This is a genomic window from Rhodoblastus acidophilus, from assembly GCF_025961575.1.
In the GTDB taxonomy this organism is placed as follows: domain Bacteria; phylum Pseudomonadota; class Alphaproteobacteria; order Rhizobiales; family Beijerinckiaceae; genus Rhodoblastus; species Rhodoblastus acidophilus_C.
Window position 1 is genome coordinate 1 of the sequence record NZ_JAOQNX010000048.1, and the last position, 23,981, is coordinate 23,981.

Annotated in this window: 15 protein-coding genes and 4 pseudogenes; 7 read left to right on the plus strand and 12 right to left on the minus strand. The window is 62.5% G+C overall.

Annotated features, from left to right (window positions below; genetic code table 11):
- Positions 1-240 precede the first annotated feature (240 nt).
- Entirely contained in the window at positions 241-540 is a 300-nt protein-coding gene (locus M2320_RS22180; protein ID WP_264599163.1) for a helix-turn-helix domain-containing protein, read from the plus strand.
- Between the two features lie 151 nt (positions 541-691).
- Positions 692-1,387 carry a VIT1/CCC1 transporter family protein gene (locus tag M2320_RS22185; protein WP_264599164.1) on the plus strand — a complete coding sequence of 232 codons (696 nt, stop codon included), beginning with the start codon at positions 692-694 and terminating at the stop codon, positions 1,385-1,387.
- A gap of 47 nt (positions 1,388-1,434) precedes the next feature.
- On the opposite strand, the gene M2320_RS22190 is transcribed toward M2320_RS22185, so the two are convergent.
- Positions 1,435-2,052: a GNAT family N-acetyltransferase gene (locus tag M2320_RS22190; protein WP_264599165.1), complete on the minus strand. Its 618-nt coding sequence runs from the start codon at positions 2,050-2,052 to the stop codon at positions 1,435-1,437.
- Positions 2,053-2,886: 834 nt separating this feature from the next.
- Here M2320_RS22190 and istA point away from each other — a divergent pair.
- Together istA and istB are read left to right on the plus strand one after the other, a co-directional pair.
- Positions 2,887-4,489: pseudogene (gene istA / locus M2320_RS22195) on the plus strand (IS21 family transposase).
- Positions 4,386-5,117 (plus strand): IS21-like element helper ATPase IstB, encoded by a 732-nt coding sequence (gene istB / locus M2320_RS22200; protein ID WP_264599167.1) that lies wholly within the window; start codon positions 4,386-4,388, stop codon positions 5,115-5,117. Before istA ends, istB begins: the two are co-directional and overlap by 104 nt.
- A 152-nt stretch (positions 5,118-5,269) precedes the next feature.
- Here the strand turns inward: istB and M2320_RS22205 are convergent.
- From M2320_RS22205 to M2320_RS22225, 5 genes and pseudogenes are all read right to left on the minus strand, one after another.
- Positions 5,270-5,500 (minus strand): annotated as a pseudogene (locus M2320_RS22205) (transposase); the annotation flags it as partial.
- A gap of 74 nt (positions 5,501-5,574) precedes the next feature.
- Positions 5,575-7,680, minus strand: a complete 2,106-nt coding sequence (locus M2320_RS22210; protein ID WP_264599168.1) for a GAF domain-containing protein — start codon at positions 7,678-7,680, stop codon at positions 5,575-5,577.
- A 724-nt stretch (positions 7,681-8,404) separates the two neighbouring features.
- Positions 8,405-9,289: an IS110 family transposase gene (locus tag M2320_RS22215; protein WP_319801465.1), complete on the minus strand. Its 885-nt coding sequence runs from the start codon at positions 9,287-9,289 to the stop codon at positions 8,405-8,407.
- 21 nt (positions 9,290-9,310) lie between these two features.
- Positions 9,311-9,997 carry a reverse transcriptase domain-containing protein gene (locus M2320_RS22220; protein ID WP_264599169.1) on the minus strand — a complete coding sequence of 229 codons (687 nt, stop codon included), beginning with the start codon at positions 9,995-9,997 and terminating at the stop codon, positions 9,311-9,313.
- 255 nt (positions 9,998-10,252) lie between these two features.
- Positions 10,253-10,525 (minus strand): annotated as a pseudogene (locus M2320_RS22225) (IS110 family transposase); the annotation flags it as partial.
- Between the two features lie 412 nt (positions 10,526-10,937).
- Between M2320_RS22225 and M2320_RS22230 the strand changes: the two are divergent.
- Positions 10,938-13,724 carry a PAS domain-containing protein gene (locus tag M2320_RS22230; protein ID WP_264599170.1) on the plus strand — a complete coding sequence of 929 codons (2,787 nt, stop codon included), beginning with the start codon at positions 10,938-10,940 and terminating at the stop codon, positions 13,722-13,724.
- Positions 13,725-13,922: 198 nt separating this feature from the next.
- On the opposite strand, the gene M2320_RS22235 is transcribed toward M2320_RS22230, so the two are convergent.
- The 5 genes and pseudogenes from M2320_RS22235 to M2320_RS22255 form a co-directional block, all read right to left on the minus strand.
- Positions 13,923-15,098 carry a hypothetical protein gene (locus M2320_RS22235; RefSeq protein WP_264599171.1) on the minus strand — a complete coding sequence of 392 codons (1,176 nt, stop codon included), beginning with the start codon at positions 15,096-15,098 and terminating at the stop codon, positions 13,923-13,925.
- A 348-nt stretch (positions 15,099-15,446) separates the two neighbouring features.
- A pseudogene (locus tag M2320_RS22240) lies at positions 15,447-16,034 on the minus strand (helix-turn-helix domain-containing protein); the annotation flags it as partial.
- Positions 16,035-16,143: 109 nt separating this feature from the next.
- Positions 16,144-19,218: an efflux RND transporter permease subunit gene (locus M2320_RS22245; protein WP_264599172.1), complete on the minus strand. Its 3,075-nt coding sequence runs from the start codon at positions 19,216-19,218 to the stop codon at positions 16,144-16,146.
- A complete protein-coding gene (locus tag M2320_RS22250; RefSeq protein ID WP_264599173.1) occupies positions 19,215-20,306 on the minus strand; it encodes an efflux RND transporter periplasmic adaptor subunit in 1,092 nt (363 codons plus the stop codon). Before M2320_RS22250 ends, M2320_RS22245 begins: the two co-directional genes overlap by 4 nt.
- Entirely contained in the window at positions 20,296-20,925 is a 630-nt protein-coding gene (locus M2320_RS22255) for a TetR/AcrR family transcriptional regulator (protein ID WP_264599174.1), read from the minus strand. Before M2320_RS22255 ends, M2320_RS22250 begins: the two co-directional genes overlap by 11 nt.
- 214 nt (positions 20,926-21,139) lie before the next feature.
- Between M2320_RS22255 and M2320_RS22260 the strand changes: the two genes are divergently transcribed.
- Positions 21,140-21,313, plus strand: coding sequence for a hypothetical protein (locus M2320_RS22260; RefSeq protein WP_264599175.1), 174 nt, complete (start codon positions 21,140-21,142; stop codon positions 21,311-21,313).
- Positions 21,314-21,395: 82 nt separating this feature from the next.
- Here M2320_RS22260 and ctrA read toward each other — a convergent pair whose 3' ends face one another.
- The gene (gene ctrA, locus M2320_RS22265) at positions 21,396-22,097 is read right to left on the minus strand and encodes a response regulator transcription factor CtrA (RefSeq protein WP_264599176.1); all 702 of its coding nucleotides are present in this window, start codon (positions 22,095-22,097) and stop codon (positions 21,396-21,398) included.
- Between the two features lie 818 nt (positions 22,098-22,915).
- On the opposite strand from ctrA, the gene M2320_RS22270 reads away from it, so the two are divergent.
- A complete protein-coding gene (locus M2320_RS22270; protein WP_264599177.1) occupies positions 22,916-23,413 on the plus strand; it encodes a MucR family transcriptional regulator in 498 nt (165 codons plus the stop codon).
- Positions 23,414-23,981: the final 568 nt, after the last annotated feature.

A 23,981-nucleotide genomic window follows, 5' to 3' on the forward strand; every position in this document is an offset into this window, starting at 1 on the left:
CGCGCAGAAGCTTTTGCAGCTTGTCGTAAAAGGCGTGGCCAGGCGAGCGCGGGATCTCCGACCAGACGGCGATAAGATCTTCTTGAACGCCCTCGCCCCGCCTCATCGCCATCGCCAAAAACCCCGTCGAGTTTACGTGACTCAAGGGAATCAGCGCCAGCCGACTTCGTCAACGGGCAGTTGAGCAAGCGGCACGTTGGCTTGGGCGCGTTCGCGCCGGTCCGATTCGAGGATTGAGATATGGCGCAGAAAGTGACAGGGCCGTTTGCCTTTGGAACATCATCGCTCGCTCCAAACCCCATCGACGTTCACGTCGGAGCCAGGGTGCGAATGCTTCGCCTGTTGTCGAACGTGAGGCTGGAGGCGCTCGCCGAGAAGATTGGCGTCTCGAACTTTGAGATGCTGAATTATGAGTTGGGCGACAGCCGGATTTCAGCCGTACACCTCCGGAGGATTTCCCAGGCGTTGAAAGCGGCGCCATCATTCTTTTTCGAGAGCGGTGCAGTTCGCTCGGGCCCGCGAGGAGCTTTTTGCGGATAGACGTGCCAATCGGTTAACTTGGCGCGCGCGCGTGGCGGCGGCCGCCATTGCGGCGGTAACGTCAGTCACGGTCGATGATGTCCAAGATTGATCAGCGGTCCGGCGCCTGCATGATTTGTAGCAATCCTTAGCCAACATCGGGATCCAGTCCATGCGGGCGCTGCACAGCGAACAACACCTGACGGGAAACATTGGCTGGTTGCGCGCTTCGGTTCTGGGCGCGAACGATGGGCTGCTCTCGACCGCAAGCCTGGTGCTGGGCGTGGCCGCCGCGCATGGAACGCGCAGCGCGATCCTGGTCGCGGCCGTAGCCGGTCTGGTCGCCGGCGCCATGTCGATGGCGGCGGGGGAATATGTCTCCGTTCATTCGCAGGCCGACGCGGAGCAGGCCGCCCTCGCACGCGAAAGGCAGGAGCTCAGCACAAACGACAAGGGCGAACACGCCGAGCTTGCCGCCATTTATGTCGGCCGTGGTCTCGATCCCGCGCTCGCGGACACCGTAGCCGCGCAACTCATGGCGCATGACGCCCTTGGCGCGCATGCGCGCGATGAACTCGGCATTTCAGAAACGCTCATGGCGCGTCCAATTCAGGCGGCCTTCGCCTCCGCCGCTGCCTTTGCCGCGGGGGCGGCAATTCCGCTTCTCGTCGCCACTCTGGCCCCCGGCGACCACATGGTCGCCTTCGTGGCGGGCGGATCGCTGCTGTCGCTCGTGGGGATGGGCGCGCTGGCGGCGCGCGCCGGTGGCGCGAATGTGGTTGCGGGCGCGGCGCGCGTCACGTTCTGGGGCGCGCTGGCCATGGCCATGACCGCAGGCGTTGGCGCCCTCGTCGGCACAGCCGTGTGAACGCAAGCGCGTTCATGCCTCTTTCTCTCGCGCGCTATGACCTTGCTTCAAGCTCTCCGATTGCGCTGCGCTTTATACATGCCACGCGGCTGCATTGAGAACACGCGGGTCTGCAAGTCCAGCATGGCCGTTGCAAAGCTGGTCGCGTTGTCGGCGAACTCGCCCCAGACCGACGCGGCGTTTGGGGAGCGCACCACCAGCTTGCCGGTTTGGTCGTCGGTTTCGAAGCGAAGATCGGCGGAGAACTTGCGCGCCAGCCCCTGCATCGCCACGTTCTGGGCGAGACAGGTCATGTAGATCGTTTCGGCGCGGCGGTTGCGCGCCGCTCGCACGATGCGCGACATCAACTCTGTGCCCACGCCGCGACGACGCCACTCGCTTTCGACGGAGAAGGCCGCCTCGACCAAGCCACCGAAGATTTTTTTGCTGACGGAGCGCAATTCACCCGCGCCACGCAAGACGCCATCCACGTAATAGCCGTATATCAAATCATCGATGCCGAAACAGCGCTCGGCGTAGCGGATCAGAAAGTCGTCATTGACCGCCATGGCGAAGCGGTCGTAACGGCTCTGCGAATCCAGGCGCAACAGATGGTCACAGAGCGCCGGGAAGTCTGCCGGCCACAGTCTGCGAACGACGCCTCCATGGATTATGGCCTGTTCCATTTGGTCTTCCTATTCTCTGCGCAGCCGAAAGGCCGCTGGAAAAACCTGTCCCCACGGCCGCAGCGCCTTTGGCGCAAGCAGGCAAACAGTCGCGCGCCCGCCACGATCTGAACGTCAGCCGATCTCGATGGCGTCCTGCCTAGGATCGATGGGGTGGCAGGCGTTTCTTTAGCCGTGCGTTCGCATGAACCAGCCCAGCAGGACGAACAGGACGAGCGTGGCGGGAATCACATAGGGTGGGGTCAGCCAACGAGACATTTCTGAACTCCATGGTTTGGAGGAGACCCTTGGCGGAACGCCCGCGCTTCGCGTCGTCCCTTGGGCCAAACGGATGCGCCAATCGAGGCGCGTATCCGGAATGCGGGGAGGGTGGCCGATCTTTGCTCGGCGCCGACAGCGTCGGAAAACACTCATGACCGGGCTGGCGGGAGCATTGCCACAGTGCTTTTACTGTTTCGCCGCCGGCCGCGCTTGTTCGGGATGGCGTGCTTGAAGGGAGGGGAAAAGCCGTCCCCTGGTGAGTACATTCCGATCCTGTCGGGCGGCGCGCAATGAAAGCTAGGATTTGTCTGCACGAGTGGCGTGAGCGACCTGCGGTTGGCGCAACACCCAAGGATACATCCGCGCTGACGGTTCTTGGCGTCTTCGCTTTGGCCGGAAGTCTCTCAATGCGCCCGTGAAACCCTTAACGACAGGAGCCATGACCATGGACAAGGATCGCATGTGTTTTTGCATGGAATAAGGACCCCAGCTTTGGGGTGATTTGCATCCAATCGGGACCCCGGGGCTGAGGGTCCACACTGGCCTCCTGATTTGTCGGAGGCCGAGATTGGAATGCTGGTTGTGGAGACAATCGCCAAAATTCGCCTGGCGTTTTTTCATCAGAAGAAGACGATCAAGGAAATCTGCCGGACGCTGCATGTGTCGCGGAAAGTTTTGCGGAAAGTGATCCGCTCGGACGCGACCGAGTTTCGCTACGAACGCGGAACGCAGCCTCAGCCCAAGATCGGACCCTGGCGCGAGCAACTCGACGCACTTTTGCTGGAAAACGACTGCAAGCCGGCGCGGGAGCGACTGACTTTCATCCGGTTGTTCGAGGAATTGCGCGGCCTCGGCTACGGAGGCAGCTATGACGCCGTTCGCCGCTATGCGATCGGCTGGCGCAAGGCGCGCGGTGCGGCGACGGCGCCGGCTTTCGTGCCGCTGATCTTTGCGCCCGGTGAAGCCTATCAGTTTGATTGGTCCCACGAGATCGTCGTGCTGAACGGCGCGACGGTGACCGTGAAAGTGGCGCACATGCGGCTCTGCCACAGCCGCATGCTGTTCGCGCGCGCCTATCCGCGCGAGACGCAAGAGATGGTGTTCGACGCCCACGACCGCGGCTTCGCCTTCTTCAAAGGGGCGTGCACGCGCGGCGTGTACGATAATATGAAAACCGCGGTCGATGCGATCTTCGTCGGCAAGGAACGCAAGTACAACAGGCGGTTCCTGCAAATGTGCTCGCATTATCTCGTCGAGCCCGTCGCCTGCACCCCGGCCTCCGGCTGGGAGAAAGGCCAGGTCGAAAACCAGGTTGGTCTGGTGCGCGAGCGGTTCTTTACGCCGCGCCTGCGCTTCAAGAACCTGGATGAGTTGAACGCCTTTCTGCTCGACAAATGCGTCGCCTACGCCAAGGCGCACAAGCATCCCGAGATCGCGGACAAGACGATCTTCGAGGTTTTCGAGGACGAACGGCCAAAGCTTGTTCAGGTGCGGGGCCGCTTCGATGGTTTCCACGCCACGCAATGCCCCGTGTCGAAAACCTGCCTGGTGCGCTTCGACAACAACAAATACTCGGTGCGCGCCAGCGCCGTCGGCCGTCCCGTCGAACTCCAGGCTTACGCCGACCGCATCGTCATCCGCCAGGACGGCATGATTGTCGGCGAACATCAGCGCCGCTTCGGCCGCGGCGAGACGGCCTACAATCCCTGGCATTACGTTCCGGTGCTGGCGAAAAAGCCGGGCGCGCTGCGCAACGGCGCCCCCTTCAAGGATTGGCTGCTGCCCGGAGCGATCGAGCAGATCCGCAAAAAGCTTGCCGGCTCCGACGACGGCGACCGGCAGATGGTGAAAATCCTCGCGGCGGCGCTCGACGACGGCCTGACGGCGGTCGAAGCCGCCTGCGCCGAGGCGCTCGCCGACAACGTCCATTCCGCCGACGTCGTTCTGAACATTCTGGCGCGCCGCCGCGATCCGCCGCCGCCGCTCACCATCGCCACGCCCGACGCGCTCAAGCTCCAGTGCGCGCCGGTCGCCGATTGCGCCCGCTACGATCAATTGAGGAGATTGCACTGATGGAACGCACGCAAATCTTCGACTTCATGAGCGAACTCAAGCTGTTCGGCATGCGCGCCGCCTACGACGACGTCATGTCCAAAGCCATCAAGCGCCAGCATGAGCCGCCGCAGGTCGTCGGCGATCTGCTGGCCGCCGAGATCGCCGAGAAGCAGGCGCGCTCCATCAAATATCAGCTGACGATCGCCAAACTGCCGCTGGCCAAGGACCTCGACGATTTTGATTTTGCCGGCGGCGCCGTCAATGAGCTTCTGGTCCGCGACCTCGCGCGCGGCGGCTTTGTCGCCGAGCAGCGCAACATCGTCCTGATCGGCGGAACCGGCACGGGCAAGACGCATCTGGCCATCGCCATCGCCCGCAGCTGCATCCGCGCCAAACTGCGCGGGCGCTTCTTCAACACGGTCGACCTCGTCAACCGGTTGGAGGCGGAAACCCGCGCTGGGCGACAGGGCCGGCTCGCCGATTACCTGACGCGCCTCGACTTCGTCGTGCTCGACGAACTCGGTTATCTGCCTTTCGCCCAAGCCGGCGGCCAGTTGCTGTTCCACCTGATCAGCCGCCTTTACGAGCGCACCTCGATCATCGTGACGACCAATCTCGCCTTTGGCGAATGGCCGAGCGTTTTTGGCGGCGACGCCAAAATGACGACCGCGCTGCTCGACCGCCTCACGCATCACTGCGACATCGTCGAAACCGGCAACGAGAGCTGGCGCTTCAAGAACCGGTCCTGACCTTCAACCGCCGGCTTCACGCCGCCGCGCGCGCCCGGGCTGCGCAACCCCGGCCAGCTTCGCCCGGGCGCGCGCTACGTTGAGCAACTGTATCGGCCGAAGGGGTCCCTTTTGGACGCAAAACCGGGGTCCCGATTCCGCGCTGATTGACACTCCAGCGCCTTAAGCCTCTCGGCGACCTCGCTCGGCACGCCGGAGCGCTTGCCGGCATCGACTTCAGCCTTGTTGACCCATTCGCGCAGGGTGTGCGGCGAACAGCCGATCTTCGAAGCCACTGACGACACCGCCGCCCAGCGCGAGCCATGATCGCCCTCATGATCCAAAACCATCCGCACCGCGCGGGCGCGAACTTCAGGTGAAAATTTATTGGTCGTAGTGCTCATAACGGCTCCATCCTATTTTGGATTCGGAGCCTCCGCCAAACCCGGCGCGGTTCATCCCGCTCCGGGGCAAGTCTTCAGGTCTTTTTCAGAATCTCCGCCGCGCGCTCCGCCAGTTCGATGCCGGTAACGGGCTTGCGGAGCAGCTGGATTGGTCCGTGGCCTTCTTCACCGATAGCGAGGCATGCGGCGGCCCCGGCATATCCGGTCAGGAGCAGGGCCGGCAGTCCGCGCCGCCTCTCCTGCGCGGCGCGGATCAGCGCCACTCCATTCATGCCGGGCATCGACAGGTCCGTCACCAGCAAGTCGACGCGTTCGCCGGCGTTGATCAACGCAAGCGCGGGCACGCCTCCGGCGGCGTCCACGACTTGGAAGCCCGCATCCACGAGTTCGCCCTTGAGCACTTCGCGGACATCGTCCTCGTCGTCGACGAGCAGCACACGCGTATCCGCTTGAGGGCGCGAACTTGGTTCCGTGCAGGACGACGACGCGGCATTCGTCCTTTCTGCGGCGGGCAGCCACATTGAAACCGTGGCGCCCAGTCCTAGGCTGCTGTCGATGGTCATCGCGCCGCCCGATTGCTCGGCGAAACCGCGCGCCATCGGCAAACCAAGACCTGTCCCCTTGCCCTGCGCCTTGGTCGTGAAGAACGGCTCCATCGCCCGGTCGAGCGTCGCGGCGTCCATGCCGGCGCCGGTGTCCACGACCGTGATAAGCACATAATCTGCCGGCGCGAGGCCAATGTCCTGACGGCCCTGCGGCAGGGGCGCCCGTGTCGCGGTGAAGGCAATCACGCCGGACCCCGCCATGGCGTCGCGCGCATTGGTGGCGAGATTGATCAGCGCCGTTTGCAACTGACCCTTGTCCACCAGCGTCGGCGGCAAGTCGACCTCGGCGTCCACCTGCAAGGTCAAGCCGGGCCCAATCGTATGGACGAGAATCTCGCGCAGGCCGACGAGCACGGACGCGATCTCGACGCATTCCGGCTTCAGGTCGCCGCGCCGGGCCAGCGCCAGCAAGCGTCGCGTGACCGAGGCGGCGCGCGCCGAGGCGTCCGAAATCATGCCCGCGAAACGGCGAACCTTCTCGGGATCTTCGGCATGACGGTCGATCATGCTCGCGCCGCCCGTCACCGCCTGGGCGATGTTGTTGAAATCGTGTGCGACGCCGCCGGCGAGTTGTACCAACGCGTTCAGCTGCTGCGCCTGCGCCAGCCGCGTCAATGCGGCCTCCCGTTCGGCGACCGCCGATTGGATACGCTCACCAAGCGAGGCGTTCATTGCCAAGACCGCCGCCTCGGCCTGCTTCCTAGCAGAAATATCGACGCAAAACTCCACGCAGCAGTTTCCCCCCAACGAACTGCCGGCAATGACGAGCCACTGCCGCGCGCCGTCCTTGTGGAAATATTCCTTCTCGTAGGGCCCTATGTGTCCGGTAGCCGCGAATTTCGCCAGCTCGGCGCGGCTCGCCTGGTGGTATTCGGGCGGCGTGAGATTTTGCCAGCTCAGCTCACCCGCCTCGATGTCCTGACGGTCGTAGCCCGTCATTTTGAGGAACGTCTCGTTGGCGTCGGTCAGGCGCCCCGTTTGAACATCCCAGAACATCACGCCGACGGTCTCGACCTCCAGAACCTTATGCAGTCGCGCATTGCTTTCCCGCAAGGCGCTGATCGCGCCGTGCCGGAGGGCGACCTCGCTCATGACGGATTCCGCGAGGTCGCCCATGATGCCGACGTCTTCAGGCGCCCATGATCTGGGCTTGGCGTCAATGGCGCAGAAGCTTCCGATTGTCTGCCCATCTGGCGTCCGAAGGGGAATGCCGAGGTAGGCGATCACATTCAGGTCGCGGATGGCGAGATTGTCGCGCAGGAAGGCAACATCGCGCGCATCCTCGACCACCAGCGGTTTGCCAGATGCTACAACGTGCTGGCAGAAGGAATGCGAAAGCGGCGTCTCCCGCCGCGAAGTCCATGGCTCTGGTAAGCCCGGACTGCTCTTGAAGAACTGACGGTCCGTGTCTACCAGCGAAACCGCCGCGACGGGAACGTCTAGCACCCGCCGCGCAAGATTTGCAAGCCGGTCGAAGGCCTGGTCGGGCGGGCTGTCGAGCAGGTAGGTTTCGCGGAGGGCAGCCAGCCGCGCCGGATTTTCTAGGGCAGTGGCGAGGCACATGGCTGTGATCACGTGATTTGCCTTCTTTCAATAGCAAAACGCCGGTCACACGCGATTCGATGCACGGAAAGTTACGCCGCATCAGGAAAAGTAAAAAAAAGCGCTATATTTTTGAATATTTTTCGTTTCTTTGCTCCCCTTCAGTGGGCATGGCGGCGATCGAAGCGCAACGGTCAAGAAGCACGCATGTTTGGATGGCCGCTTAATCCTCAAAAGTGCTCGCTCGACCTACGGCAGGTTCCCGCCGATTGCGTCAGATGTAGCTCGGCCGTGGCTGAATTCCTGCGGCGTTCAGGGTCTTCGGCAATGATCGGCTCATTTGTATGGACCGGCTGCTATTCGCAACTGGAAACTCGCAGGCTGTCGGACGTCGCTTATATGTATCCGGCCTCACTTGAGCAGCCAGCACCCAACTCAAGTTGCTCAGCTCGATGGCAAGGATGAGTGTCTGCTCGTAATCAACAGAAGTAGGGGTGGGCAGTGCGCCAGGTGCGTGGGTCATATCAGCATCCTTTTGCAAGCAAGATTAAGCGGACGAATACAATACTATCCGCCGAAAGCCCTCATAGGATCTACTTGTCGGCTCGCGGGCCGTGGCCTTGATGGGGAATACGCACGCGCCTTTGGTCTCATTAGCGGTCCGGCTGTCATGCAGCCAAATGAGCCGTCAGACTCAGGGCGCGCTCATCAATCCGTTCCATTCTTTTTTCCGTCGCGAACTCCGTGAGGCGCAGCCTTAAACGGCGAGCGCCTCGCGATCTTGGCTATCGAACTTCTTGCCGTATCTCAGGACACTCCACGCGATCCGCGCCAACTTGTTGGCCAGAGCCGTCGCAAGCTTGTTGTGGTGAAGTCGCTCGGCGGCGGCTTTCAGCCAGGGACCGAAACTGTACCGTTCCCAATTCTGCGGCCGCATTAGGATGACCTTGGCCGCCTGAATGAAAAGCGTTCGCAGATGGCGGCTTCCGTGCTTCGAGATCCGGCCGAGGATAGTCTTGCCGCCAGTTGAATACTGTCGCGGGACAAGGCCGAGCCAGGCGCCGAAATCGCGACCGCGTTCGAAGGCGTCGCCCGCGCCGATCGCCGCCACCATGCCGGTCGAGATCAGCGGACCGACGCCTGGAATGCTCATCAAGCGTTGGCAGTTGGCTTCCTGACGGCTGATTTCCTCGATCTCGCCGGTGATCGTCTCGATGCGCTCGTCGAGCCAAAGCCAATCCTCGTAGAGGCCGACGATCAAATTGCTCATCCGGGACGAAATCTCGTCCGCGCGGTTCTTCAAGATTTCGAACAGCGAGTTGCGAAGGGCTCTGGCGCCCGTCCTGACGGCGATGCCCTGCTCGATGAGAAAAGCGCGAATTTGGTTGATGGTCGCCGTGCGTCGCGACACCAGGCGATCCCGCACGCGGTGACAAGCCTGGAGGTCGAGCTCGTTCTGCGTCTTCTCGCGAACGAAATGCAGGTTGGGCCGCAGCGCCGCCTCGGCGATCGCTTCGGCGTCGTTGTAATCGTTCTTCTGCCCCTTCAGTAGAGTCGAGGAGAAGCGCGGTAGCTTGAGGCTTGACCAATCGCCCCGTTTCCCCTCCCCGCTCATCAAACCGGACGTGCGGCTTTCCCGCATCCGGCTTTCCGACAAGTTTCATCACAAGGCACACGTCGGCGACGTCTTACGCACGCGGTTCAGCACAAGCACGCCGGGTTGCCCTTCGAACTCGTGGGCGAACCGTCGAATGCCACGGCTCGGCGCATGATGTCGTCTGCGCAGAAAGGCAAGCACGCGGTCGAAGACGTGTCGATCAACAGCCTGATAGGCCGGGGCAAGGGAGCCGTAGCTGAAGTAAGCAGCCCACCCGCCCAGGAGGCGATTGAGACTGGCGCGCACTTCCGGCCACGCGCCCTTGTTTCCAGGCCTCAGCAAGTCGCTGACCTTTCTCTTGATCCGCTGCACGCTTTTCTTGGACGGGATTGCCCCCAAGTACCAACGCCCCCCGTTTGGGAAGCGGCGGGGTCCAAGGGTGTAGCCAAGGAAATCGAAGCTCTCCTGTCGCGCGTTCTTCAGCGAAGTTTTGGCCTCGTTGAGCGTCAGCCCGAGCTTGGTCATCGTCGCCCGCGTCCACGTCAGCGCCTCGGCCGCGGAACGGCGGCTGAGGATGACGAAGTCGTCGGCGTAAGAGATGATGTGAGCGCGAAAAGCCTCGCCGCAGCCGGATTGACGCCAATGCTTCAGGAACCGGTTCATGTACAGATTGGCAAGCAGCGGACTGACAACCCCGCCTTGCGGCGTGCCGCGTTTGCTTCCCTTACCCCGGCGGACCAGACAGGTGCGCATGTCGATTGCTTCCCTGCCTGCGCGGCCTTCCCCGCCATTCGATCGGGTCGGCGTCCGCATCGTAACTTTCGAGGCGTGCTCAGGCTTCACTCACGTTACAGCCTGCTGGATTGCTCGACCGCCCGAAGCGGCCTTTGTCACGAGGCTTCGATCCGTCCGATTACTCGTCCGAACCGCTCGTCAGCTACCAGATCAATCGACAAGTTTCTGGGTGGATCCTACCTCCACTGGCAATGCGCGCCGTCGGGGCGCACCGAAAGGCTTCACATAAATCGCCGGAATGATCCGCGGCTCATGGCCGAGCGCGCGCTGCGTCCGGCTGACGAAATGGGCGCTGAGGCATGCCTCCATCCCGACGATGCAGGGCGGAAGCTTTCGAAACACGTCCTCAAGGCCGAGCCGCTTGATCTTCTTGCGGAAAGCCACCTTTCCGTCGCGGCCAAAGCCGACCAGGTGAAAGACCTCCTTGCCAATATCAATGCCGATCGACATCAGATCGGGAAACGCTTGCTCCGTCTTGGTTTGCATGGCGTGCTTCTCCTTTTGACGGGTGCAGTCTGCGCAGACTATCCCGTGGGGGGAAGCAGCCGGTCCATCCCATTAGCGGGAATCCAGCCTTGCAACGCCGCTGACCGCAGCCGAACGCTCACCGGCCGTTCAGGTGGCAAAATCTGAAACACGGGCCAAGCAACAGAAATGATTGGCTCTGCTCCATTCTCGTCGTTCGTATGGGCCTTGCGCCATGGCGCCTTCGCGGCCTCGAAAGCCGCGTGGGGCCAGGGCCGTCCGAGACGGTCGCAAGCCCGAGAGCTTTCGATTAACCGGAAAATGGCAGACTGATCGCCCAACCGGGAGATCATGACGGTTCCCTATCGCGCTTCATGTCCGAAGCCCATTCGTCGGCGGCGAATATCGCCTGCGCGCGCTTCAAGGGGCCGGAATGCCGTCGCTGTTTCACAGAACGTTCGGAATGCGCCGCGCTGATGCGCGCGCCTTGGTCTCCGGCACCGCAAACGACGAACCGGGCACGCTTGCGCGAAACGAAGCCGACCGCATCGCCGAAGTCGAGCGATTGCGAGACTATCAGTCTGCTGTCAACGCCATCTTCCACATGCGTAAGTCCGGTCTCTTCGAGTTTGAGGCGGGCTCGGGGAGACTCCTGAGCGCCAATGAGCATTTTTGCCAGATTACCGGATGGAGGGAGCCGGAGCTGATGCGACGTGTCCATTCGGACATTACCCATCCAGAAGACCGGGACCACCTGATCGAGCAATGGCGCAAGGCGGCGGAGGGCGCGGGACGCGCGGATTTAGACGTGCGCTGCGTTCGACCTGACGGGACGATCGCGCGGCTGCGCTTGGGCATGGCCGTTTGCGCGCGCGACGCAGCCGGGCGCCCGACGCGCGGCCTAGCCCTCGTGGAGGACGTCACCGACGCGTGGGAGGAGACGGATCGTTTGCGCGCGAACGAAGCTTTGCTGCGCGTGACCATGGAAACCGGACAGATTGGCGCGTTCGATGTCGATCTTGCCGCCGATCGGGTTTGCTGCGCGCCCCAGACACAGGCGCTGATGGGTTTGCCGCCTGGCGCATCGCCTGTCTCCATCGCAACATGGTTATCGATGCTAATGCCGGAAGACTGCGCGCGTGCGAAAGCGCAATTCGCCACCGCATCCGCCCGTTGCCTTCCGGAAGTCAGCGCGCACTGGCGTGTGCTCCATTCGAACTGTGGTCGTGTGCGCAACCTCGAAGCCCGCGCGCAGATCGAATACGACCCGGACGGTCGTCCGATCCGTTCGTTCGGCGTCCTCATCGACGTCACCTCCGCCCACGAAGCCGAGGCGATGTTGCGACTCTGCCTGCAGGGCGACGGAATCGGTGCTTTTCGGCATGACTGGGACTCCGGTTTCGTCGAGTGCGGCCCTGAAGCCAAGGCCATCTTAGGCCTTCCCAAAAACAGCGCTCCAATTCCGGCAGAGCAATGGTGGTTGCTCATACTGCCGGAGGATCGGCAGCAAATTCAATCATGGATCAAGGCGACGGCGACAGCCCAAGCCGCTGAAGGCGTTATCGGGTTTCGTATTCGGCGCCCCGGGACCGGTATCGTGCGTCAGATCGAGGCGCGGGTTCGCCACGTCTACGCGCCCAACGGCCGCCGTCTCACGACGGCTGGGGTCATGATCGACATGACCGTGGTGCGGCATGCCGAAGAACTGCGTCGATTGAGCATGGAGATCGGAAGCATCGGCGTGGTCCACCGCGATTTCGTCTCTGGGATGGTGGAATGCAGCGCCGAGACCAGGGCCTTGTTCGGCTTTCCCCGCGACGGAAAACCGCTCACGATCGAACAATGGTGGGCGCCCTTTCTGCCCGAGGATCTTGAGCGCATGAAGGCTGAAATCGTGGAGGGCGTTGAAGCAGGCGACGTAGCAGTCCGGAACGCAACATTTCGCATCCACCATGTCGAGACGGGCGAGCTAAGGCATTTCGAATCCCGCGTGCGCCTGGACTACGGCCCCGATGGCAGCCCGCTCAGCGCGCTCGGCGTCGTCATCGACGTGACCGCAGCCCGACAGGCCGAAGACCTACAGCAATTGAGCCTTGAGATCGGCGGAATCGGGACTTTTCGGCATGACTTCGTCACGGGAAAGGTGGAATTCAGCCCCGAAGCCAGAGCCATCTACGGGGTTCCCAATGACGGGAAATCGCTCACGATCGAACAATTGTGGACCCCGATCATGCGTGAGGATAAGGCGCGCGTCAGGGCGCGGCTCAAAACTTGGTTGGCGCAAAAAGGCAAGGACGTCATCATCACCTTCCGCGTCCGCCACCTCAAGGACGGCGGATTGCGCCATCTGGAAGCCCGCGTGCGTCGCGAATATGACGCCGAGGGACGCCTGCGGTCTGCGCTGGGGGTCATCATCGATGTGACCACTCGGCATGAGGCGGAATCCCGCGTCGCCTATTCGGAAAGCGCGCGGCAGCGCCTGGAGACGCTCGGCGAAACGGTCGGAAGCGTGGCCCACGAAGTCAATAACCTGATGCAACCCATTGCCGGTTTGTGCGAACTGTCGCTTCTCGACCTTCCCGACGAAGCACCCGATCGGCAAAACTGGAAAATCGTTGCGGATTGCGCCCGCCGCGTCACCGGCGTCATGGGCCACATTCTCGCATATGGGCGATTTGCGACGCCAGACGTGGCTTGCATTCCTTTCGGTCCGGCCGTTTGCAAAGCGCTCGACTTCGTGTGTTCGGTCTCGATGCAATGGCCGTCGATCGTTCGCGAATTGGTCGACGAGCACTCCTGTGCGATGATCGTTGAAGATGAACTGGCGCAAGTTCTTCTCAACCTGATCCAGAACGCCACCCATGCCCATGCAAGTCAGATCGTCGTTTCGGTGACGCGCGCAAATTTACATTGTTCCGACGTGGCGCCCAAAACCTCGGCCTTGGCAAGCTCGGCGCTTCGGCTCACGGTCGTCGACGATGGAGACGGCATGGACCCGAACACCTGCGATCGCGCCTTGCTGCCGTTTTTCTCCAGCAAGCCGATCGGCCAGGGGACCGGGATGGGGCTAGCGGTGGTGAGCGGAATTGTGAAAAGCTGGTCAGGACACCTCACGATCGACTCGCAACTTGGCGCGGGGACCACCGTGTCCATTATCGTGCCCGTCATTGAGGATCGCCTCTTGCAAGCAGCACGGCCTCAGGCAATTCCTCCGAATTGACCGCCGCCCCGCTGACTAGATGTGGAATTCCGTGGATTTCTGCCGTTCGATGAAATCCCGCTCCCCGCCGATCGCGTCAGTTCCAGCTTGACCCTGGTTTTTGTCCTGCGGCGTTCAAGGTATCCGGCACTGAACGGCTCAAAGGCGACCTTCCAATAAGCGTTCGGGACGGTCAGCAGTTGCTTCCTTTGCAGCCGTTTACCAGGCGTTTTGGGGATAGTCTTTCGCTGTCTCCCACCGGCACTGCGTGATCGGGCCGCCGAATCTGAGGGCGTGCGCCAAGGTCAACTCGAAGAGATTCGCCCCCTCGACGGGTATCTCGAATTTATGGGTTCTGGCGATTTGCAGCCATTTCTTGTGAAGAGCGTTGACGTGACGAACATCGAGCGCGTCTTCGACCGAAGGCGGGTTCTTGGCTTCGACAAGACGCCTGAGAAGACCTTCGAAGTCTGCGTTCTTCATGCGCCAACTCACACCCCCCGCCTTCATATTGAGCGCAAGGCAAAAGAGTCTCAAATGGCGTGTCACCATTTGGCCTGCGCGATGGCGCTGAACAAAACGGTAGAAAGGAAACATGCGCGGCAGGCGGAAAATCTCGCGCGTCCAGGCAATAAGATCGTTGAGTTCGGCTTGATAAGCACAGGCGTCCTGGGCCTGGCGTTCAGACAGCAATTCAGCGGCGGAGCCGTTCGGCGCGGCGGCTATGTTTTGCGCGGCGATGAAGCGTCTCGTGTGCGGGCCGAGATCATCATAATCGAGCGGGTATGGTCTGCTCGGCAAAGTATCCAGAATGACGTTGACGGGTAAGGGCAGGCCGCGCGCAGCGACAGTGTCGTCAAAGATCCGATGGACCTTGATGACGAGCAGGAGGCCCGCCAACAGGTGATCGACGCTGAACTGGTGCCGCACTCCGCTTTCGGCGTCCAAGCTTGGCCACGGGACCCTTTGCGCTGCCATCAGCGCTTCCAGTCCACTTACGTAAACTGGTGTATCGTCTGCATAAGACCTATGGCCGTCCGGGAGCACATAGCCATTCTCGTACCGCTCGAAGCCAGTGTGAAATTTCTGCGTCAACTGTAGGCGCGGAATGCTGGGGGCGTTTTTCAGACCCAATTCCAGAAGCGTAAGGCGCGCGCCATGCGCCTTGTGTAAGTCGTCGTCCGCTTTCACCAGATTGGCGCAGAGCATGCGCCACCCTTCGATCTGCACCGAACCGCCCGGAATATCGCTCGCGGCCATCAGGGCGTCTGATCCGGCATGTCCGATAGCTTCCTTGACACGCTTTTCGGCGCGAGAAAGTTCTGATCGGTCGATCAGCGCGCCGATCTCGCGTGCAAACGCCAGCAAATCCTGATCGGTTAACAGCACAATCATCTGGCCCGCTGCGATCACCGGCGAGTAGCCGCGACAGTGGCAACATAGTTTCCTTCAATAAACATTTAGTTTTCATGTGTGTCCGGTCATGGCTGCCAAGCGGCTTTTGCTGAGCGCATCTGTGCAGGTCGGCTATTCGCCGATTTCGTTGAAAAAGTCGTCGCGTGAGCGACTTTGCACTCCGAAACGATCATTTTCTTTCGAGATTGCGGCGCCTGGTCACTCGGTCCTGCGGCGCGTGGCCGCCTGGCGCGCGGCCTATGCCGTAATCGGCTGCATCTGCCCGCCCATCGGGCGCAGCTTGGCGAGCCGTCTCAAGTTCTGCGCGGTCGCCGCGAGGAGGAATTCATCCGGGGCCTCCAGCGCCATGACGACGATGTCGCGCTGGATCGTCTCGGGCAGACGGTTCCAAATGCGCCCCGGCCGCGAGGGACGATCGGCCAGGGCCTCAGGGCCGCCGGCATGGAGCTGATCCAGCCAGCGATAAAAGGTCGAGCGGGGAATGCCGAGCTTTTCCAGCGTCTTCTTCGCTGACAAATGCGAGTCCTCGACCAGCCGGATGATCTCAGCTTTCTCGGAGGGCGAATATCTCATGCCTCGTCCTCCCGGTCCTCGTCCCCATCCGCGATCACGCTTTTTTTGAGCAGGCGGTTTTCCAGCGTCAGGTCGGCGACCGCTTCCTTCAGCGCCTGCGCCTCGCGCTTGAGCGCCTTGACCTCCTCGGTCGTAGCCGCCGTAATACATCGAGGTGGCGATGCCTTCGCGCCGGCAAAGCTCAGCGATGCTCTCCTCGCCGCGCAGGCCCTCAAGCACGACGCGGATTTTCTCCTCGGCCGAAAAATGCCGACGGGTCGCACGACGAATGTCTTTCAGAACTTTTTCAGCCGGCGGCTTGGCATCTGAAGAAACTCTCGCAGGTCCGGGCTTCTGTCTCATCTTCGCTCCTTGCGGCTACGATGAGCCAGAAACCCTCCGTTCTCAATCAACCCGTTCTTGTCTCACTCATGCTGACGCCGAACAGCCAGTGACGCTCCGGCCCATTACGTCATCTCAAGACTTCTTCGTGGCGCACGTGAGACAGCAGCAGCAGCAGGGCCGCCGGGAGCATGCTGAGCGTCAGCACGGTTGCGACGGCCAGTCCCCCGATGATGGCATAAGCCATCGGTCCCCAGAAAATCTGTTGCGAGATCGGGAACATGCCCAGGATTGCCGCGCTTGCAGTCAGCAGGATGGGGCGGGCGCGATGCTGGGTCGCCGCCACCACCGCGGCGCGCACGGTCGCGCCGTGGGCGATGTTGGCGTCGACCTCCTCGATCAGGATCACCGCATTGCGGATGATCATGCCCGCCAGCGCGATCACCCCGAGTTGCGCGACGAAACCCATCGGCGTGCCCGCCGGCAGCAGGGCGGCGACCACGCCGATCAGGCCGAACGGCGCCATGGCGAGGGCGAGCGCGGTTCGTGAAAAACTGCGCAGCTGCAACATCAGCAGCGTGATCATCACGCCAATCATCAACGGCAGCACCGCCACGATCGAATCGTTGCCCTTGGCGGCCTCCTCGACCGCACCGCCGAGTTCGACGGAATAGCCGTCCGGCAGTTTGGCGGCGAAGGCGTCGATGGCCGGCTGCAGGCGCGCGGTGATCGTGGTCGGCTGCACATTCGGCGCGGCGTCGGCCTGGACCGTGATGACTGGCTGGCGATTGCGGCGCCAGATGATGGGATCGTCAAGACCATAGGACAGCGTCGCGATCTGGCGAAGCGGGGTGGCGCGCCCGTCGGCGCCGGTGATCTGCAGATTGGCGACGGTGGCGAGACTGCTGCGCTCGACATTTTCACCGCGCAGCTTCACCAGCACGAGGCGATTCTGGTCGCGCACGGCCGTGATCGGCCGTCCCGAAAAAATCTGGGCCAGCGCGCTGGCAATGTCCTCGGATGACAAACCAATGGCGCGCGCAAGAGTCTGGTCGACGGCGATGTCGATGGTCTTGCGCGGATCGCCGGCCGTGAAATTGACGTCGCGCACGGCGTTGTCGCCGGCGAGCAAGCCGCCAAGGTCGCGCGCGTAGCCGTAAACCTTGGCGATGTCCGGTCCGGTGACGCGATATCGCAGGGGCCAGCCGACCGGCGGGCCGAGTTCAAGCGGCGAGGCGCGCGCCACCACATCGGGGAAGTTGTCGCGAAAGGCGGCTTCAAGCCGCGCCTTGATCGCATCGCGTGCGGCAAGGCTTTTGGCGACGACGACGGTTTGCGCGATATTGTCGTTGTTGAGCAGGACATCCATCGGCAGATAGAAACGGATCGCCCCCGCGCCGACATAGGTGGAGAAGCGTGCGACGTCGGGATCGTCCTGCAACAGTGCTTCGAGCTTTTTCGCCTCGGCCTCGGTGGCGTCGATCGACGCGGCATTGGGCAGGTTCAGGCTCACCAGCAGTTCCGAACGGTCCGACGGCGGGAAGAATTGTTCCTGCACCTGTGTCGCGCCCACACAGGCCAAGAGGAGCGCCGCCGTCGCGCCGCCAAGCGTCACGCCGGGGCGCGCGAGCGCCTGGTCCAGCCGCTTCTGCAACATCTGCCCGAACTGGCCCTCGCCTGCCCTATGCGCCGCCATGGTTTTTGGCAAAATCCAGGCGCCGATCAGGGGCGAGAACAGAACGGCGACGATCCAGGAGGCGATCAGCGCGATCAGGATCACCATGAACAGCGAGAAGCAATATTCGCCGGCGCTGGAAGCGGCGAAGCCGACCGGCAGAAAGCCCGCGATCATCACCAGCGTTCCCGTCAGCATCGGGAAGGCGGTGGTGTCCCAGGCGTAGCTGGCGGCGCTGTGGCGATCCCAGCCGCGTTCGAGACGTCCGACCATGGCTTCCACGGTGATCATGGCGTCGTCGACCAGCAGGCCGAGCGCGATGATCAGCGCGCCCAGCGACACCCGGTGCAGGCCGACGCCCGCCAGTTCCATGCCGGTGAAGGTCATCGCCAGCACCAGCGGAATCGAGCAGGTGACGACCAGGCCGGCGCGGGCGCCGAGCGACACGAAGGAGACGGCGAGCACGATGACAATGGCTTCCGCCAGCACCTTTACGAAACCGTCGACCGCCTCCTTCACCACTGCGCCCTGGTCGGCAACCAGGGTCATGTCGACGCCATGCGGCAGGTTGGCCGCGATCCGGCTCATGCGCGCTTTCACGGCGGCGCTGAACTCGAGCAGATTGCCGGTCGGCGACATGGAAATGGCGAGGCCGAGCGCCTTTTTCCCGTTGACGCGAAACAGCGGCGTCGGAGGATCGGCGGCGATGCGCTTGATGGTGACGAGATCGGTCAGCGGCAGGAAGCGGCCGTTGACCGCGAGGGTCATGCTGCTCAGGCTGGCCTCGGAGGCGAGCGCGCCGGAGACCGACAGGCCGATCTGTTCGTCGGAAAGCCGGATCACGCCCGCCGGCGCCACCGCATTCTGCGCCTGGATCGCCCGGACCACGGCCTGTACGTCGAGCCCGTACGAGGCCAGCCTTTTGGGAGAGAATTCGACGACGATCTGCTCCTCCTGCACGCCGAGCAGGTTGACCTTGCCGACATCTCTGGTCCTGAGCAGGTCGGCGCGGATCTGGTCGAGCCGGCCCCGCAATTCGCGGTCGGAAAAGCCTTCGGCGGTGAAGCCATAAATGATCCCGAACGTGTCGCCGAATTCGTCATCGAAGAACGGGCCCTGCACGCCATTGGGCAGCGTCGCCGCGATGTCGCCGGTTTTCTTGCGCACCTGATACCAGATCTTGGTCACTTCCGCCGGCGGCGTGTCGTCGCGCAGGTTGACGAGCACCACGGATTCGCCGGGGCGGGTGTAGCTGTCGAGGTGATCGAGCCAGGGCGTTTCCTCCAGCTTCTGCTCGATCCGGTCGGTGAGCAGAAGCGTCGTGTCCCGGGTCGTGGCCCCCGGCCAGGACACCGACACCACCATGGTTTTGATGGTGAACGGCGGGTCCTCGTTGCGGCTCAGACGCGCGAAACTCATCAGCCCCGCAATGAGCGTGGCCAGCATGAGGAAGATGACTAGAGGCTTGTTGTCGAGCGCCCAGGAGGACAGGTTGAAGGCGGCGCGCTTTTCCGGCGGCGGCGTGGTCATGGCGCGGGCTCCAGCTTCACCGTCTCGTCGGGACGCAGCTTGCTGACGCCGGCGGTGACGACGCGGTCGCCGGCGCGCAGGCCGGAGCGGATCAGCGCGACGCCGTCTTCGTAGCGCGCGATCACCACCGGCTGCAGGATGAGCCTGGCCGTGTCCGGATCGACGACGAAGACGGCGGGACCGCCGAAACTGCTGGTGATCGCGGAGCCGGGAACGACGATCACGCGGCCGTTGCCGAGGGTGACGGTTCCGTTGATGGTCGCCCCGAAGGTCATGGCGGCCGGGGCGTTGGGCAGGGTCACGCGCACGCGATAGCTGCGCGTGACCGGATCGGCCGCCGGGCTGATCTCGCGCAAGACGCCGAGGGTCGTCACGGTGGGGTCGGCGACGAGGCCGACATGAACGGGCATGCCCATCGCCGCGCCGCCGATCAGGCGTTCGGGCACAGCGAACACGGCGTCCCTCGCGTCGGCGGAGGCGACGCGCGCCACCATCTGGCCGGCGCCGACAACCTGGCCGCGGTTGGCGCCGATGGCGGTGACGACGCCGGCTTCGGTCGCCACCAGCTCGGCATAATTGCGCCGGTTGACGGCGTTTTCGCGCGCCGCGATCGCCGCCTGCTGTTTGGCTTCCGCGCTTTTCCAGACGGCTTCGGCGTTTTCGAGCGCCGCTTGCGCCGCGATCTTCTTGTCGAACAGTTGCTGCTGTCTTCGGAATGCGGCCAGCGCGACCTGCGCGGAAGCCTGCGCGCTGAGCACTTCAGCCTCCGCCGCCTTGAGCTCGTTGACGACGTCGCTGTCGTCCAGGATCGCCAGCACATCGCCGGGGTTCACCAGCGCGCCGACATCGACGAAACGCCGGGCGACCCGGCCATTGATCTGAAAGCCGAGGTCGGATTCGTAACGCGGCCGAATGTCGCCAGTCTGGCTGATGGTCTCGGCCCGGTCGCGCAGATCGACGACCATCGTCCGCACCGGGCGCGGCGCCGCCGGCGGGGGCGGGGTGGTGTCCTGGCAGGCGGCAAGGACGGCGAGCCCCGCCAACGCCGAAATCGCAATGATCGTGAGTCTGCGACCGTCACGCTGCATCGGGGGCCTCCTGCTCGCCGGCGCTCAGACCGCGCAGCGCAGTGTCCGCGGCAATCACCGCGAGGTCCCTGACATTGCCGAAGTCGATCTCGCTGACGGTGGCCGCCAGGGTGAGGACGCCATGGACGGCGCCCCAGAGAATTTGAGCGGCCACGGCCTCGGGCAGCGGGCGAATCTGTCGCGCTTCGATGGCCGCGCCGACCGTCTCGATGAACAGGCGATAGGGCCGCACCGCCGCGTCCAGGGCGACGAGGTCGGCGAATTGTCCCTTGTCGTTTTCGATGAACAACACCCGGAAACGGTCGCGGTCCTCGATGGCGAAATCGGCATAGGCGAGCAGCATGGCCTTCAGCTTGGCGATCGGGTCCGCGTTGTCGCGGCTGACCGCGTCGCCCCGGCGCGTCAACTCACCGAGCGCGTCCGACCAATAGGCCACGAGGACATTCCGGCGCGCCGGAAAATAGCGGTAGAGCGCGCTGGCGCTCATGCCGGCGTCCTTGCCGAGCCGCCGCATGGAAAAAGCGTCGTAGCCGTCGACGGCGATGATGGCGCCGGTGATTTCGAGCAACCGGCGACGGATGGCGTCGAGTTCCGGCGTGGACATGGATGGGCGGGGCATGGCGGTTGATCGTCGCATGGATTAAGAGAACATGTTCTCTAAACATGTTCTCGAAATAAGGCAAGCGAGGCTTCGGACAGGATCAGCCGCGCGGCGCGAGTTGCAGCTGGCCGGGGTCGAGACTGGCCTCGCGGAAGTCTTCGCGGATATTGACGAGGCCGCCCGACGCCGCCGATTTTCGGACTGTCGACATGAAACGGAGCCCGGATGTGCAGTGCGCGCGGGGATCGACGCGGGCCGGATCGACGCCGCGCGGCTTGAGCGCTGGCGTAAACTGGCCAGGGAAGAGGCTTACAATTCAGCCAGTCTGGCAGAGCGTCGGCGCAAGGATCGCGCATTCGGCCGCGTCGTGCGCGCCGCCTGGCGCGACAAGCCGGGCAAGCACTGAGCGAGAGCAAGCCCTTGAGTTCCAGCCAGCCGAAGGCTCCAACGCCGACACATCTGCGGCACCGAGCGCATCGCGCCGAGGATCAGGCGGTAATGCGCTCGCCGGCGTCAAACGGCTCGCGCGCCACGTAGCCCCGGCCCCAGACGGTTTCGATGTAATTACCGCCATTGCTGGCATTGGCGAGTTTTTTCCGCAATTTGCAAATGAAGACGTCGATGATCTTCAGTTCCGGCTCGTCCATGCCGCCATAAAGGTGATTGAGAAACATTTCCTTGGTGAGAGTCGTGCCCTGACGCAGGGCAAGCAGCTCCAGCATCTGATATTCCTTGCCGGTCAGATGCACGCGGGCGCCGGCGACTTCGACCATCTTCTGATCAAGATTGACGACGAGGTCGCCGATGGCGATGACCGATTGGGCGTGGCCTTTTGATCGGCGGACAATCGCTTGGATCCGAGCGACCAGTTCGTCCTTGTGGAAGGGTTTCGTCAGATAATCGTCCGCGCCGAAGCCCAGTCCTTTGACCTTGTCCTCAATGCCGGTGAGACCGGAGAGGATTAGGATGGGCGTCTTGATCTTCGCGACGCGCAAAGCGCGCAGCACCTCATAGCCCGACACGTCCGGAAGGTTGAGATCGAGCAGGATGATATCGTAGTCGTAAAGCATGCCGAGATCGATACCTTCCTCGCCGAGATCTGTCGTGTAGACATTGAAATTCTCGACCTTGAGCATCAGTTCGACGCTTCGCGCGATGGAACGGTCGTCTTCTATCAAAAGCACGCGCATGCGACGACCTCCCCCTCCAAAACCGTGACGACGATCATCGGGCATGGTCGGCAAAGTCTCTTTGCCCGTTGCTCAGATGAGCGGCGATTCAAATTCAATTTGAAAATAAATAGCATTGAATGGTTAACGCAGAGTGCGGCGGCCACTGAAGCATCAAAAACCTTTGCACCCGAATGCACTGGGGTGAGCCGCAGAAGTCCGCCGCGCCGAGGAGCAAGCGGCGACGCGCGTGCCGTTCGGGCGGCGCCATGCAGAACCGTCAGAGGCGGCGGCAGCTGGGAATCTGGTCGCGGCCCCAGTCCCCCAAAAGAACACGGAGCCCCCCCGGGCCCGTAAGTCACGGGGATTTTCCCTACAAAGAAAGCCTGCGTTTTTATGCGGCCTTCGGGAGCGCACAGCCAAAACGTCCTCTTCGCGAACTTGACCCAGCAGGGTTTCGCTGGAAAAGTCTTTTGGCGAAACAACTTGCAACAGGTCAGACCCTGCGCGCGAGGCATGCTCGTCGGGCGTGTTCATTCCTTTCGCATCAAAACGGCGGCGGATGCGCCATGCATCACGACAGAGCAACACTTCAGGACTGGCTGCGGGTCCCCATAAAATCCGTCATCTACGCGAAAGGAGGCGAGAAATCATTCAAGCGTAGTCGTCGCGGCGCCATAAGACAATCGAACTGAGCTGCTGTTTGATCATCCACCGCTATCAGCAAAATTGTCGGTCTCGTTAACCGAGAGAACATTAGCATCATTCGTCAATTGACTTATTCAAGACCAAGGCGCTTTTTCAATACTCAGGCATAATGGCGATTCGGAAGGAACCCAATGGCTGAGAATAACAATACGGCGCTGGTGGCGCAAATCCTGTCGTCATATTTGTCCAATAACACTGTGGCGCCGGCAGACCTCACGTCTGTTATCGAGACGGTCAAGACAGCTTTCGGGGTGGCCAGCGGAACCGCAGTTGTGACTGAAGCTGAAGAACCAAAAAGGATTGAACCGGCGGTTCCCGTAAAGAAGTCTATCGGTCAGGATGCGTTGACGTGCCTGTGCTGCGGCAAGCAGTTCAAATCCCTCAAGCGTCACCTCCAATCCGAACACAATTTGTCTCCGGCCGAATATCGCACGACATTCGGCCTTAAGGCCGATTATCCAATCGTGGCGCCTAACTATTCGGCCCAACGGTCCTCGTTGGCCAAGAGCGCCGGGTTGGGTCGGAAGGCTGGCGCGACGGTGAAGGCCATCGAGGCGGTAAAGGCGACAAAGGCCGCCTTGAAGAAGCCCGTCAGGAAAAAGGCCGCGACCAAGGCGGCGGAAGAATAGGCATCGCGCGCGCGAATTGCGGAGCGCCTGAGTTCCGACGTCCTGTCGCCACCATCGATCCGTCAGGCAAACTTCGCGCGTAGCGCAGTCGCCGCTGCGTCGATGAAGGCCGACACCTTGTGTCGGCGGACGGCGGCCAGCTGGGCGCAACAGTTGGATTGGAGCCTCGCGAGGCCATAGGCCCGGCTGCATGGAGAGATTGAAGGTCGAGATCAGATCGTAGGCGGCCAGATCGGTTGGCTCTCTCGACTCTCCGCAGCCGGCCAAATAGCCGGGCGAGGCAATCAGCTGGCGCGGCGCCGCGCCGACGCGCAGCTCGATCAGCGAGGAGTTCGGCAACTCGCCGATACGCAGCCGAGATCGGCGCCCTCGTCGACCAGCGAGAGCAGGCTATAATGCAGCCCCAGGTCGATCCGCACCTAGCTGCCCGTTGACGAAGTCGGCTGGCGCTGATTCCCTTGAGTCACGTAAAGTCGACGGGGTTTTTGGCGATGGCGATGAGGCGGGACGAGGGCGTTCAAGAAGATCTTATCGCCGTCTGGTCGGAGATCCCGCGCTCGCCTGGCCA